Source organism: Chitinophaga niastensis (assembly GCF_003014755.1).
Lineage (GTDB): Bacteria > Bacteroidota > Bacteroidia > Chitinophagales > Chitinophagaceae > Chitinophaga > Chitinophaga niastensis.
In genome coordinates this window covers 914,472-927,803 of sequence record NZ_PYAW01000002.1, presented here as the reverse complement: position 1 = coordinate 927,803, position 13,332 = coordinate 914,472, and the positions used below count along the sequence as shown (strand labels likewise).

At 44.3% G+C, this 13,332-nt stretch carries 10 protein-coding genes; 2 read left to right on the top strand and 8 right to left on the bottom strand.

Annotated elements, in window-relative coordinates; genetic code table 11:
* Positions 1-55: 55 nt before the first annotated feature.
* The gene (locus CLV51_RS12390) at positions 56-829 is read left to right on the top strand and encodes an ABC transporter permease (RefSeq protein ID WP_106528340.1); all 774 of its coding nucleotides are present in this window, start codon (positions 56-58) and stop codon (positions 827-829) included.
* 309 nt (positions 830-1,138) lie between these two features.
* Here the strand turns inward: CLV51_RS12390 and CLV51_RS12385 are convergent, their stop codons facing one another.
* The 5 genes from CLV51_RS12385 to CLV51_RS12365 form a co-directional block, all read right to left on the bottom strand.
* Positions 1,139-2,503 (bottom strand): Gfo/Idh/MocA family protein, encoded by a 1,365-nt coding sequence (locus CLV51_RS12385; protein WP_106528339.1) that lies wholly within the window; start codon positions 2,501-2,503, stop codon positions 1,139-1,141.
* Positions 2,504-2,534: 31 nt separating this feature from the next.
* The gene (locus CLV51_RS12380) at positions 2,535-3,416 is read right to left on the bottom strand and encodes a sugar phosphate isomerase/epimerase family protein (protein WP_106528338.1); all 882 of its coding nucleotides are present in this window, start codon (positions 3,414-3,416) and stop codon (positions 2,535-2,537) included.
* A 524-nt stretch (positions 3,417-3,940) separates the two neighbouring features.
* Positions 3,941-4,147, bottom strand: coding sequence for a helix-turn-helix domain-containing protein (locus tag CLV51_RS12375; protein ID WP_106528337.1), 207 nt, complete (start codon positions 4,145-4,147; stop codon positions 3,941-3,943).
* Positions 4,147-4,761 (bottom strand): DUF2975 domain-containing protein, encoded by a 615-nt coding sequence (locus tag CLV51_RS12370; RefSeq protein WP_106528336.1) that lies wholly within the window; start codon positions 4,759-4,761, stop codon positions 4,147-4,149. The genes CLV51_RS12375 and CLV51_RS12370 overlap by 1 nt, the downstream gene beginning before the upstream one ends.
* Before the next feature lie 185 nt (positions 4,762-4,946).
* Entirely contained in the window at positions 4,947-6,365 is a 1,419-nt protein-coding gene (locus CLV51_RS12365) for a phytoene desaturase family protein (RefSeq protein ID WP_106528335.1), read from the bottom strand.
* Between the two features lie 161 nt (positions 6,366-6,526).
* On the opposite strand from CLV51_RS12365, the gene CLV51_RS12360 reads away from it, so the two are divergent.
* Entirely contained in the window at positions 6,527-7,099 is a 573-nt protein-coding gene (locus CLV51_RS12360; protein ID WP_106528334.1) for a DUF1579 domain-containing protein, read from the top strand.
* 105 nt (positions 7,100-7,204) lie between these two features.
* Here CLV51_RS12360 and CLV51_RS12355 read toward each other — a convergent pair whose 3' ends face one another.
* From CLV51_RS12355 to CLV51_RS12345, 3 genes are all read right to left on the bottom strand, one after another.
* Positions 7,205-9,181: an OmpA family protein gene (locus CLV51_RS12355; RefSeq protein ID WP_106528333.1), complete on the bottom strand. Its 1,977-nt coding sequence runs from the start codon at positions 9,179-9,181 to the stop codon at positions 7,205-7,207.
* Positions 9,182-9,487: 306 nt separating this feature from the next.
* Positions 9,488-12,202 carry a magnesium-translocating P-type ATPase gene (gene mgtA, locus CLV51_RS12350; RefSeq protein WP_106528332.1) on the bottom strand — a complete coding sequence of 905 codons (2,715 nt, stop codon included), beginning with the start codon at positions 12,200-12,202 and terminating at the stop codon, positions 9,488-9,490.
* 213 nt (positions 12,203-12,415) lie between these two features.
* Positions 12,416-13,306 (bottom strand): carbohydrate kinase family protein, encoded by an 891-nt coding sequence (locus tag CLV51_RS12345; RefSeq protein WP_245898699.1) that lies wholly within the window; start codon positions 13,304-13,306, stop codon positions 12,416-12,418.
* Positions 13,307-13,332: the final 26 nt, after the last annotated feature.

The following is a 13,332-nucleotide window of genomic DNA, read 5'->3' as shown; positions in this document are numbered from 1 at the left end:
TTCCTCCCCAACTATCTTATCAGATATTTTCATCTGATGAATTTAAAAAAATAACATGAACCGATCTTTTTTATTAAATACTTCCGCAGAATTTTTGAAATGCCGGAAAACGGTGGTCATCTGGTTAACCATACTGGTAGCAGCGTTGCTGCCTCCACTAAATTATTTCATGTTAATGGAACACCGGGAGCGCTTTATCCAAATGATGAAAAGAGATCCATGGGATCTGATATTTATGATAAATCTTGATAATGCAGCCACCGTTACCTTACCTGTTTTCTGTATTTTACTGAGCGCCACAATAGCTTCCATAGAAATACGGAATAACACCTGGAAGCAGGTGTACAGCCAGCCCCGGTCGCATGCGGATATTTACTTTTCTAAATTTATTGTGGTACAATATTATCTGCTGCTGTATTTTATTTGCTCCTTTATATCCAGTCTTACAGAAGGCTTCCTGCTACATGCCATGGATGCAGCTTTTCCTTTGTATTGGCAAAACATTCACTGGCAGCTACTGCTCACGCACTTCCTCAGGATCTATATTGGTGCATTGGCATTAAGTACCCTGCAATATTGGCTGAGCATTCATCTCCGGAATTTCATCGTCCCTGTTTTTATTGGACTGGGCCTATTGGCGGCGGGTTCGGTAGTCAATATGCTGGGGTATGGTCTTTATTATCCTTATGTATATCCGCGGATAATGCTTGCGATAAATATTGTAGGTAACCGGTATAATCATGCGGAAGGAACGGCATTTACTTATTGTTTGGGAGGTTTCTTGCTGCTATTGATGCCGGGGTTTGTTCCGCGCAGGAAAATTATCTGAACTGTGATTTTTATGATTAGTATGATTATCCTGATGAGCGAAGATCTCAGCGGATATTGTCTGAACTGTGATTCTTATGATTAGTATGATTATCCTGATGAGCGAAGATCTCAGCGGGTATTGTCTGAACCAGGATTTTAGGATTGAATGGATTACCCTGATGGGTGCCGAAGACCAAATGAAAGATTTTCGCGTATATCTCTGATAATTAAAACAACATAACACCCATCAGGGTAATCCATTCAATCCTAAAATCCTGGTTCAGACAATATCCGCTGAGATCTTCGCTCATCAGGATAATCAAAAAAATCACATCCTAAACACCTTCCCTCCTACCATTACTTCCTGTGTAGCCTCATCAAACGTGGCTTTCATGCCGGTACGATAGGCAGCGTTGCCCATAATCAGGGCAATAGAATGTGAGTAAGCGGCTTCAATGGGTGCATTGGGTTGCTTACGTTCACGCACACACGACATCCAGTTGCGTACATGCGCATTGGTGAGTGCATCACCGCCGGTGTTGGCGCTGGTGGTAACTTTTTCTGCATTGCTGAGTATGAGGTCTGGTAAGAGATTGGCGTGCATGCCCATTTCCTGCGCTTCTCTTTCAGTAAGACCGCCAGTGGCGCTTATTTTGTTGGTAGACATGTCGATAGTACCGCCATTGGAATAATATATTTCTTTTGTGCCTCCGGCAGAATTATGAAAGCGACTGCTATACATCACCTGGAATCCGTCACTGGGGTCGTTTTCCGGACCGTAATCAAATACTGCGGTGAGGGTATCCGGATTTTTACGGCCGTCTTTCCACATATAAATGCCTCCATTGGCTACCGCGCTGCGTGGATGTTTCAGACCGCTGAACCAATGCACCGTGTCTATCTGATGCGTCATCCACTGCCCAAAGATGCCGGAGGAATACGGCCAGAATAAACGGAATTCCAGGTATTTGCGCGGGTCCCAGCTATCCTGCGGACGACCGGCCAGAAAACGTTTCCAGTCGGTATCGGATTCACGGATAGATTTTACCAGGTCAGGACGACGCCAGCGGCCCGGCTGATTTACGTTCCAGGTCATTTCCACCATCGTAATGGGGCCAAACTTTCCTTCTTTGATAAAGTTAGCAGCGGAGTGATAGCTGGCACCACTGCGGCGTTGCGTACCCACCTGCATGATCCGTTTGGAATCTTTCACCGCTTTCAGCGCATTGCGCGCTTCTTCCATAGTTTCTGCAAATGGTTTTTCGCTATATACATCGCAGTTATTTTTTACTGCTTCAATGGTGTGATAAGCGTGTTGAAAATCGGCAGAAGCAATAAATACAGCATCCAGTCCTTTGATGTTATACAGTTCATCATTATTCATACAGGCTTGCACGTTATGACCTGTTTTTTCCTGCAAAAAAGCTTTTCCTTCCTCTCTTCTCCTGTTCCATATATCAGACACCGCTATCAGGTCGAAGTTCAGTTCTTTATTATTATTAAAGAAAGAAGGCAGGAGCGCTTGCCGGGCACGGTCGGAGAAGCCTACCAGTCCTACGTTTACACGATCATTAGCGCCCATAATGCGGGCATAACTGCTGGCCGGCATGCCCATAGCGCTGATAGTAATACCGGCACCTGCCAGTAATGATTGTTGCAGGAATTCCCGCCTTGTTTTTTTTGATGCTGACATGTGGAATTAGTTTTTGTTTATAGTAGTGTGTTTATTTATTGTTGGTAGCCTGATAAGCTTCATTCAGCTGTCCTTGCAGGTAATCAAATGCCTGTTTATATTGTTTGGCAGGATCATCCCAGCGGCATTCCATCATAATTCGGCCATGAAAGCCGATCTTACGGAGTGCTGCAAAGTAAGGCCTGAAATCCTGCCCGGTTACACCTGGTGCCGTTCTCGTTTCTCTTTCGGCAATATGGCAATGCACTAAATTGCCTTTTGCCTTTTCGATGCTGGCAGGCGATTCATTTTCTTTCAGCATATGATAGATATCTGCAGTGAGCCGGAAGTTGGGATGATTTACGGCGGTAACAATTTCATTGCCTTCCGCGAGGGTATTCACAAAATTTGTTTCTGAGCTGTTCAGATTTTCCATAGCAATGATGCAATCGTACCGCGCTGCAATGGTGGCCATTTTGCGGGCCAGCAACACAAATTGTTTTACCACCACGGCCTTGTCGGCGTCTGCAGATATTTTACGGGCTTCTCCGCTACCTAATACAATCAGCCGTATACCGGCTATTTTAGCGCGCTGCATCACAGAATCTACATAACCCAGTACCCTTGCTTCATTCACCTCTTTGCCGGCAATTTTAATATATCCGGGAATGAATACATTACAGGTTTGAATTTTACAACGGGCATGCCGGATGATTTGCAGTTGAGCGTTAAACTGCAAATCACTCACAGCGGGCGACAGAATTTTTTTCACGGTTTCTTCCAGGCAGGTAAAACCACTCGCCGCGGCTAAACTATCATTTTCAAAAGAAGTGGCAATACCAATGACAGGAAGTACAGGTTCCCGTGATTGTGCATTCGATTGCAAAAAAGAACCAATGAGTAGGGAAAAGACTAGTACCAGCTGTGTTTTCATAACGTTTGATCCGGTTTAAATGGAAAATGGAATGGTATAAGATAATATCAAATTCCGGAAAATCAAAACTTTTGTCTTTCTCCCGATTAGACTGATTATGCTGATTACACTGATTTTGTTTTTTTATTTTGAAAGATTTTAAAAGATGAGCGGAGGTTGTCTGAACTGTGATTTTTGTGATTAGTATGATTATTCTGATTAGCGGAGATTTTAGCGGAGGTTGTCTGAACCAGGATTTTTAGGATTGAATGGATTACCCTGATGGGTGTTATGTTGTTTTATCCGGAAGATATCAGCGACTATCTTTGCTTCGATCTTCGGCATCCATCAGGGTAATCCATTCAATCCTAAAAATCCTGGTTCAGACAACCTCCGCTAAAATCTCCGCTAATCAGAATAATCATTCTAATCACAAAAATCACAGTTCAGACAACCTCCGCTCATCTTTTAAAATCTTTCAAAATAAAAAAATAAAATCAGTGTAATCAGCATAATCAGTCTAATCGGGAGAAAGACAATTTCCGCTACTCTGCTGTAATATCCAATATATCTCCGGGCTTGCAGTTCAACACCCTGCAAATAGCTTCCAGCGTTTCAAAGCGAATCCCCTTTACCTTACCCGTTTTTAATAATGATAAATTAGTCATAGAGATGCCTACGCGCGTGGCGAGTTCTGTCAAAGACATTTTGTTCTTTGCCATTTCCACATCCAGGTTAATGATAATAGCCATTATACAAAAGATTCATTATCCGTTTTCAAATGATATCCCTGTCTGAAAATCTCAGACAATACAAACACCACAATGCTGATTATAATGGGCTGAAAGCCCCAGTAGATCTGAATCCGGTAAACATCGGCCAGGCCGGGGAAATCAGGTGGCAGCAGGAAATAGTTGCGCACACTATCAATAAACTGCAGCACCGTCATCATGAAAACAAACAGGCTGATTAAACGCAGCCGTCTTACATTCTCAAAGGCAAAAGGAGTATTGGCCTTCAGGGAATTTAAAATTTTACGGAGCTGATGTAAGATGCCAAATAACAGGAACATGGAAGCACTGAAAAATATCACCACATTTGCTACCAGCAAAGGCGTGAGCTTTACTTTTACTTTCAATACAGCTGCCGCATTGTTAAGTCCCAGGTATTGAAAAGAAGCACCCGATGATTGAATCGCAGGTAAATTATTTACCTGCTTAATGTATACCGGGATATCCCAGATCAGATAACCCATTTGCCAGATCTTAACAGCAATTACTACACTCACAATGCCCATTAATGGTATAAATATATACCAGGCTGCATTCACCACGAACTTCAATATCTTAATAAACAGACGGTTCATAGTTTTATTTTTTTATAAATCTACGACAATTATTTTATCCAAAACAACTATTTTTTTATGTTTTACGTAAAAAAATATAAATAAACCGTATATCTGTGAAGATATACGGTCGTCATTTTTTCCGTGTACTTTAATATAAATCATACTGCTTCTTAACGCTGTTGCTCTTTCCCGGATAATAAATACTAAAAAATATCTTTCAGTACTGTTTTAGCAGCATGATACCCGCACATGCCATGTACGCCACCACCAGGAGGTGTAGCGGAAGAACAGATATAAATTCCTTTGGCAGAAGTACGGTAAGGAGATACACGCAATGCAGGACGCGTATAGAGTTGCCTGATATCAATGATGCCACCGTTGATATCACCACCTACATAATTTGGATTATAAGCCTCCATTTGCCGGGTATTCATGGTATGTTTTGCCAGGATCAGTTCCCGGAAGCCGGGTGCAAAACGTTCTACCTGTCTTTCAATAACATTGGTCATATCTACCTCCGAGCCATTGGGCACATGACAATAAGCCCAGGCAGTATGTTTTCCGGCGGGTGCTCTTTCATCAAATAAACTTTGCTGCGAGAGCAGTACAAAAGGTGCCACGCTATGTTTTCCGGCATAGGCATTATGCTCCGACAAAGCAATCTCTTCGAATGTATTACCCAGGTGCACCGTCGCTGCCTGCCTGCATTCCGGCGCAGTAAAAGGAATAGGGCCGCTAAGGGCCCAGTCAATTTTAAATACGCCCGGACCATAACGGTAATGGGACAACTGCCGTTTGTATGGATCAGAAAATTTATCCCCGGCAATAGTTAGCAGCTGCTTAGGCGTAAGATCAAACAGCAATGCACGGTGCGAAGGCAACTCATCCAGCGTCCTAACGGTAACGCCTGTTTGAAATTCGCCGCCTAAGGTGAGGAAATGAGCGGCTAATGCATGGGTAATAGCCTGCGAGCCGCCTTTGGGAACAGGCCATCCATGCCGATGTCCGGCCGCAGATAAAATAATGCCAATAGCAGCTGTAGCCAGATTGGTCAGTGGTTGTATAGCATGTGCACACATGCCCGCCCACAAACCTCTTGCTTCCATCGTAGAAAATCTTTTTGATAACCCTGCCGCCGAACGCAATGCATTCATTCCAAACCGGGCCATGATAAGGGGATGACGGGGAAATGCCAATGGCCCCATACTATCTGCGGCAATCTCTTCCCAATGATCTGCTACCGGTTTAATCAGCTCCAGGTATACTTTTTTATCTACCCCCAAAGCTGCTGCTGTTTCTTCTAATGATCTCGAAAGGAAAGCAGCGGTGCCATTATCAAACGGATGAGCAGCCGCCAACGGGGAATGAATAAACTGAAGACCATAATCAGCCAGCGGCAACGCTGCAAAAAAGGGAGAACCCATTGCCATAGGATGCACTGCAGAGCATACGTCGTGGTAAAACCCCGGCAACGTGAGCTCCTCTGTACGCATGCCGCCGCCAAGGGTATCTTTTGCTTCCAGCAATAATACGGACACGCCCGCCTCCTGCAGCGTGATGGCTGCAGCTAAACCATTGGGGCCAGACCCTACGACTATCGCATCAACATCTTTTGTTTCCATAATGCTATTCGATGATACCCATGCCTATCAAAGTTAGGCATTTCTATACGGTGCAACATGTATCATTCGCTGCGATCATTAAATAATTAACTTAGCCTTTAATTGTCAAAACATTTATTGTCATACCCCATTTTTAACTTCAATTAAAACAGCTGCACATCATGAAAACAATCTATCTGTTAACAGCTGCGTTATGCCTGTTAATAACCACAAACGCATTTGCACAGCAGGATTCTGCTGCCGCACAAAAAGCCTGGATGGAATATATGACGCCAGGCCCGAATCATCAAAGTATGGCTAAAGCCGATGGTGACTGGATTACTGACATGACTTTCTGGGAGCGCCCCGGAGCACCACCTACAAAAGCTACCGGTACCTGCACCAACAAAATGATATTGGGCGGCCGCTACCAGGACAGCCGCTTTACCGCCACCATGATGGGAATGCCATTTGAAGGAATAGGCACCCTTGCTTATGATAATTCCCGCAAGGTATTTATCAGTTCATGGATAGATAACATGAGTACCGGTATGATGATACTGGAAGGCAGATGGAACCAGGATGCCATGGCCCTGGAATTAAACGGCAAAGTGAAGGATCCTGTTTCCGGCAAGGAAATGAACATCCGGGAAGTAATGAAATGGAAGGATGATGGCCACCAGCTCATGGAAATGTACCGCACTGCTGATGGTAAAGAATTTAAAGAAATGGAGATAAATTTTACACGCAAATGATTACTTGCTACCCCACCAATAAAAGCATTGCTGTACTTACAGTAATGCTTTTATTATTTCGGTAAACTACCCGGCGTAATATCGAAAAGCTTACTAAAAGTATATTTACTCTCTGAGTACTTTTATAGCTGTTCTCCTGTTTTCCTGCTGCTCTTCCTCACTACATGCTACGCCTTTCCTGCAACGATTCAGTAATTGAGTAGCGCCATACCCTTTAGCTACTAACCTGTTGCGTGATATGCCCCGGCCGACCAGGTATTTCACTGCTGCATTGGCGCGCTGCTGAGAAAGTTGCAGGTTATATTTATTGCTACCGCGACTATCAGTATGTGCACCTAATTCAATTTTTACAGTAGGATGCGACCGTAAGACTTCTGCCAGGCTATCGAGCACCAGGGCTGCATCCGGACGGATATTTGATTTATTAAAATCGTAATAAAGGTTTTTGATGATGAAAACAGCGCCTGCTTTCATTTTATTCTCCGGACAAATATCCTTTTTCAATACATCCGGTCCTTTCAGTCCACGAGTGTTAAATTCAATACTGTCTTTAGCGCGATTACCATTAGGCGTAATACGGATAACATAATCTGTTTCTGTTTCCAGCATGATGCTGATGGTTCTGCCCGGATCTGCCATAAAGCACCAACCTATACCACGCTGCCTGTTGTACAGGTATATACAGGCGCCATAGTACCGCGGACATACAGTGCCTTCAAAAGGAATCTGCAATGCAGGTGGTGTAATGGGTGTTAAAGATGGTGTTTCCGGTGCATGCCAGGCATAAATATCATCATCGCCTTTTCCTCCGGTCCGGTTAGATGAAAGATATCCGCTGCCATCTTCCCTGCTGACAAAATAAAAATCATCTCCGGAAGTATTCATGGGATAATGCAGGTTTTCCGGCGTACTCCATTGCGCCTTACTACCATTGGCTTTGAAGATATCAAATCCGCCCATGCCTACAAGGCCTTTGCTGGAAAAATAAAGATTACCATCCGGCGCAATGGTAGGAAATTCTTCTTCTTCACTGGTATTAATAGCCGGCCCGCAATTTTGAGGTGTTCCCCAGTTGCCATCTGTTTGCCGTTCACTATACCAGATATCAGTACCTCCCTGTCCCCCCGGCATATCGGAAGCAAAATATAATATGCTGCCGTCTTTGCTGAGGGCTGCATGTCCTACTGAATATTTATCAGGTTGATTATATGCAAAAGCAGTTGGCTGCATCCATTTCCCACTGGAATCTTTGCGGCTACTATACAACTCCAACCGCCGGCTGCCGGATATGACTACTTTCTCTATCTTCTCTTTTTGCACGGCGATGCGGCGGTCCGGATCTGTTACTGTAAACCAGGCGGTCTGGTAACCTTTATCAAATGTTACTGGTCCCACGTGGTAACGGTACTGGTTAAACGTTGCAGAGAGATCGCTCAGGTACACATTTCCATAATTGCTGCTATCTGCCAGGTATAATTTGTAGTAAGAATAATTGGTACGACCATACTTATTTTTATCCACTTCGCTGCCATGTGCCAGTTGATCACGTAATAACGAATCCGACATAAACACAATCCCTTTGGGATACCAGGTAGCTCCCCAATCAGATTTGGTTGTATTAAGTCTTGTTACATTACGGATATCATCCCTGGTAGGATGTTGTATCCACTGCATGGCTGCATCGCAGCCTGCAATGCGGTTTGCCACTTGTTGGGGCTGATTGTTTTTTTGTGCATATTGTGTGTAGGCGGTTTTTGCTTCTTCGTATCTGCCCAGGCTTTTGAGCATATCCCCGTAATACAGGCCGTCCTCTGGCTTTGTATCCGGCATGGTTACCAACTTGCCATACCAGCCGGCAGCATCGGTGTATGCATTTGTCTGCCGGTAGCAGTCTGCCAGGCGTTCCAGCGTTTTTATTTTTACCTTTTTCTTTTGGGCCAGTCTTTTATAAAGATTGGCAGCCCTCGCATAATCATGTTGCAGGTAATAGATCGTTGCCTGTTGCTCAAGAGATTTTTGTTCCTGGGCCCATATATACTGCGCCTGCAAACAAAGTATTAAGATGACACAAACTTTTTTCATAGCCGCATTTAATTAAGAAGGAAATCCTAAAATGCCAGTACACATCGATTCCGGAGCATGACAATAATTGGTAAGTCTATTCGGTTGCTAATGCTGTCGGGGTATATATTTTAATAATCTGCTATAAAAGCCATTCCTTTACCTGAACAAACGCAGGTCGTTATAAATTGTTCATTTTTACATACCTTTTTTTTCAAAATATCTGCACAAAAAAAGTGTTGTGATAATGCCTCTCTTCATATAAAAGAAATGCATCATCACAACACACATTATTACAAACAATAGAACAAACCTAAAACAAGGCCATTACAACCATTGGTGGAACTTCTTTATGAACCAGGTCTTCACCAGTTGTGTAAGCAGACAATATACCAGCAGGATACCTATCAGCCATGGGAAATAAGCCATTGGCAATGGTTCCAGCTTCAAACCCGCCGCAAACGGAGAGAAAGGAATAAAGATACCGATAGCCATAATAGCCGTGGTAAGTGCCAGTACCGGTGCAGTAGCCCAGCTTTGAATAAAGGGAATCTTGCGGGTACGGATCATATGCACTACCAGTGTTTGCGATAGCAACCCTTCAATAAACCAGCCGGATTGAAACAGGTGTTGGTGCTCCGGTGAATTAGCCTTAAAAACCTGGAACATCACAAAAAAGGTAATGTAATCAAAGATAGAACTGATAGGACCTATGAACACCATAAAACGTGCGATCCCTCCGGCTTCCCATTTACGGGGCTTTTCAATGTAGTCTTCATCCATCCTGTCCCATGGTATAGATATCTGTGAGATATCATACAACAGGTTCTGAATCAGGATCTGCACCGGTAACATAGGCAGAAAAGGCAGTAGTGCACTGGCGCCCAGCATACTGAACATATTCCCGAAGTTGCTGCTGGCGGTCATTTTGATATACTTGATGATATTACCAAAAGTTCTGCGGCCATAGATCACCCCTTTACGGAGTACCATTAAATCTTTTTCCAGTAAGATGATATCAGCGCTTTCCTTTGCAATATCTACCGCTGTATCTACAGAGATGCCCACATCTGCATCGCGCAAAGCGGCTGCATCATTGATACCATCGCCCATAAACCCTACGGTATGTCCTTTGGCCTGTAATACCCTTACCACGCGGCTTTTCTGGGCAGGACTCAGTTTCGCGAATATATTAATATCATCTATCTGACTGGTCAGATCCTTGTCTGAAAGCATATCCAGCTGGTTGCCCAGTAAGATGCTGTTAATAGGAATCCCAACATCATGACAGATCTTTTTGGTCACAATTTCATTATCGCCGGTTAATACCTTTAAGGTTACACCCAGCTTATGCAATGCTTCAATAGATGGTTTGGCAGAGGGCTTTGCCGGATCAAGAAAACCGATGAAGCCTGTCAGTACCATATTATTTTCGTCCGCCACGGAGTAGTTCAGTGGTCTTTCATCACATTCTTTGATAGCTACCAGCAGTACCCGCAAGCCTTCTTCATTCAGCTTCCTGGATGTTTTCAAAATACCTTCCCGCATAGCGGCATCAATAGGAATGATCTTATCATTTTCAATATGCAGCTGCCGGTCTTCACCCGGATCAAAAGCATGTGTGCACAGATCCAGGATTTCTTCCACCGCACCTTTGCAGATCAGCAAATGTTTATTATTCCGTTGTTCCAGGATAACAGACATTCTTCTTCTCTGAAAATCAAAAGGGATTTCATCCACCTTTTTAAAATAGTCTGCTACCTTTAAATAGTCATGTATCTCTACATGCTCCAGTACGGCCACATCCAGCAGATTTTTAAGTCCGGTTTGATGATAACTGTTCAGGTAAGCCCATTTCAGTACTTCATCATCATCGTTACCAAACACATTTAAGTGTCTTTCCAACACTATTTTATCCAGGGTGAGTGTACCAGTCTTATCTGTGCAAAGAATATCCATCGCGCCAATGTTCTGAATGGCATTCAAACGTTTTACGATCACCTTGCGTTTGCTCATATTCATAGCACCACGCGCAAGGTTAGCAGTTACAATCATCGGCAGCATTTCCGGAGTAAGACCAACGGCAACGGCTATACCAAACAGCAATGCATCCATCCAGTTGCCTTTGGTGAAGCCATTGATCAGCAGTACCAGCGGCACCATAATCAGCATAAAACGGATGAGCAGCCAGCTGACACTGTTAACCCCTTTATCAAAGCTCGTTTCCGCTCTTTTACCGGTAACAGATTTACTGATAGATCCGAAGTAGGTTTGGCTGCCGGTAGTTACCACAATGGCCATGGCAGTGCCGCTCACCACATTGGTACCCATAAAGCAGATATTTTCCAGCTCCAGCGGAGATCTGTCGTCGGTATTGGTAATGGTATATTCCCGCTTTTCAACGGGCAGGGCTTCACCTGTCAGCATCGCCTGACTTACAAATAAGTCTTTTGATTGCAGGATGCGGCAATCCGCTGGTATCATATCTCCTGCAGATAAAAATACCAGGTCGCCCGGTACTAATTCTTTGATATCTACTTCCTTTTTACCTGGCCCTTTTCTTAATACGGTAGCGGTTGTTTTTACCATACTCTTAAGCTGTTCCGCCGCCTTATTACTCCGGAACTCTTGCCAGAAGCGGAGCAGAGAGCTCAGCATCACCATGATAGACACTACTACCAGCGTTTTATAATCACGATCTTCCGGAGCAGCCAGGAATACATCGGTAATGAGGGAAATAACTGCAATGACAATCAGCACGCCGATAAAAGGATTAAGAAATGCCTGCAGGAGTTGCAGGTACCAGGCGGGTGCTTTTTCATGGTCTACATCATTGGCGCCATAGCGTATCCCTTTTTCATGTACCTGTTCAGGGGTAAGACCCATATCACTACTATCCAGCATGGCAAAGAAGAAGTCCTTATCGCGGTAGGCGGCGTTGTTCAACCTGGTAGCGGCTCTGGTATCGGGGGCAATTCCGCCTTTGCTTCTGGCGTGGAGGGCCAAAGTTGATTTCCTGGTGTCTTTGAGTATTGTTTTCATTACAACCTCCTTTTATTTTTAAAGATGAGTAACAGGGCTGCCAGTCCCACCAGGAACGCGTTCAGGCCGGGCTGGCGCTTTAAAAAAACAGCTCACTATCCATATGGTGCGGTATTATTTTTTCAAATGCCCTGCAAAGCTACGCCAGCCCGCTACAAAAGGCTTTTAGAGGGGAGTTAGAAATAAATTAGAAAAATATTAGAGCAGGGGTATTCAAACGATCTTCATCATCTCTCCTATCTCCTTCACCTGATAATCCGGGCAGCCACCGGGATAAGACGCTACCAGCGCACCCAGTGCATTGGCAAAAGCAAGGCATTCCTTTGTCGGACGCTGATGGAGCAGGCTATGCAGCAAGCCCGCCAGGAAAGCGTCGCCGCTGCCAATGGTATCTGCTACGGTAACGGCTATACCAGGTTGATAATGGCATGTATCATCCATAAAAAGCATGGCCCCATCGCCGCCCATCGTAACAACGATGGCAGGAATATTAAAGCGGGCAGACAACCCGCGTACGGCTGATTCTTTATCATTGAACAAACCATACCAGCCACTGATGAGTTCCAGTTCTGTTATATTCAGTTTTAATATATGAGCGTGTTGCAGCAGCCATTCAATATGCGGCTGAGAATAATGCGGTGCGCGCAGATTAATGTCTAATACTTTTATAACGTCTGTTGCCAGTGCATGCTCCAATGTTTTACGGGAGATATCATGACGCGAGCAGAGACTACCAAACACAAGATACCCGGAAGAGGTTTGTTGCAACAGGTTTGCCAGTGCAGGCTCCCAACTGATGAAATCCCACGCTACCGGATATACGATATCATAATGCACATCATGCGGATTCGTCATATCAGCATACACCTTGCCCGTTTCATGCATATTGTCCACCTGTATCAGAGAAGTATTGAGCCCATAGCCCGCCAGCATATCCAGCAGGGCCTTTCCGCGGTCATCCTTACCCACACGTGATACCAGCGATACGGCATCTCCCAGTTTTTGCAGGTTATAGGCCACATTCATCACCGCACCACCGGGTAATTCCTTATCCGGCATAATATCCCACAACATTTCTCCAAAACAAACTACCTGGTGTATCATAATTTCCTGGCTTTATTTATCTACAA

Excerpts from the sequence above, each read along its gene's own strand:
- CLV51_RS12390 (WP_106528340.1), top strand. The coding sequence starts at position 56 with ATGAACCGATCTTTTTTATTAAATACTTCCGCAGAATTTTTGAAATGC.
- CLV51_RS12385 (WP_106528339.1), bottom strand. The coding sequence starts at position 2,503 with ATGTCAGCATCAAAAAAAACAAGGCGGGAATTCCTGCAACAATCATTA.
- CLV51_RS12380 (WP_106528338.1), bottom strand. The coding sequence starts at position 3,416 with ATGAAAACACAGCTGGTACTAGTCTTTTCCCTACTCATTGGTTCTTTT.
- CLV51_RS12375 (WP_106528337.1), bottom strand. The coding sequence starts at position 4,147 with ATGGCTATTATCATTAACCTGGATGTGGAAATGGCAAAGAACAAAATG.
- CLV51_RS12370 (WP_106528336.1), bottom strand. The coding sequence starts at position 4,761 with ATGAACCGTCTGTTTATTAAGATATTGAAGTTCGTGGTGAATGCAGCC.
- CLV51_RS12365 (WP_106528335.1), bottom strand. The coding sequence starts at position 6,365 with ATGGAAACAAAAGATGTTGATGCGATAGTCGTAGGGTCTGGCCCCAAT.
- CLV51_RS12360 (WP_106528334.1), top strand. The coding sequence starts at position 6,527 with ATGAAAACAATCTATCTGTTAACAGCTGCGTTATGCCTGTTAATAACC.
- CLV51_RS12355 (WP_106528333.1), bottom strand. The coding sequence starts at position 9,181 with ATGAAAAAAGTTTGTGTCATCTTAATACTTTGTTTGCAGGCGCAGTAT.
- mgtA (WP_106528332.1), bottom strand. The coding sequence starts at position 12,202 with ATGAAAACAATACTCAAAGACACCAGGAAATCAACTTTGGCCCTCCAC.
- CLV51_RS12345 (WP_245898699.1), bottom strand. The coding sequence starts at position 13,306 with ATGATACACCAGGTAGTTTGTTTTGGAGAAATGTTGTGGGATATTATG.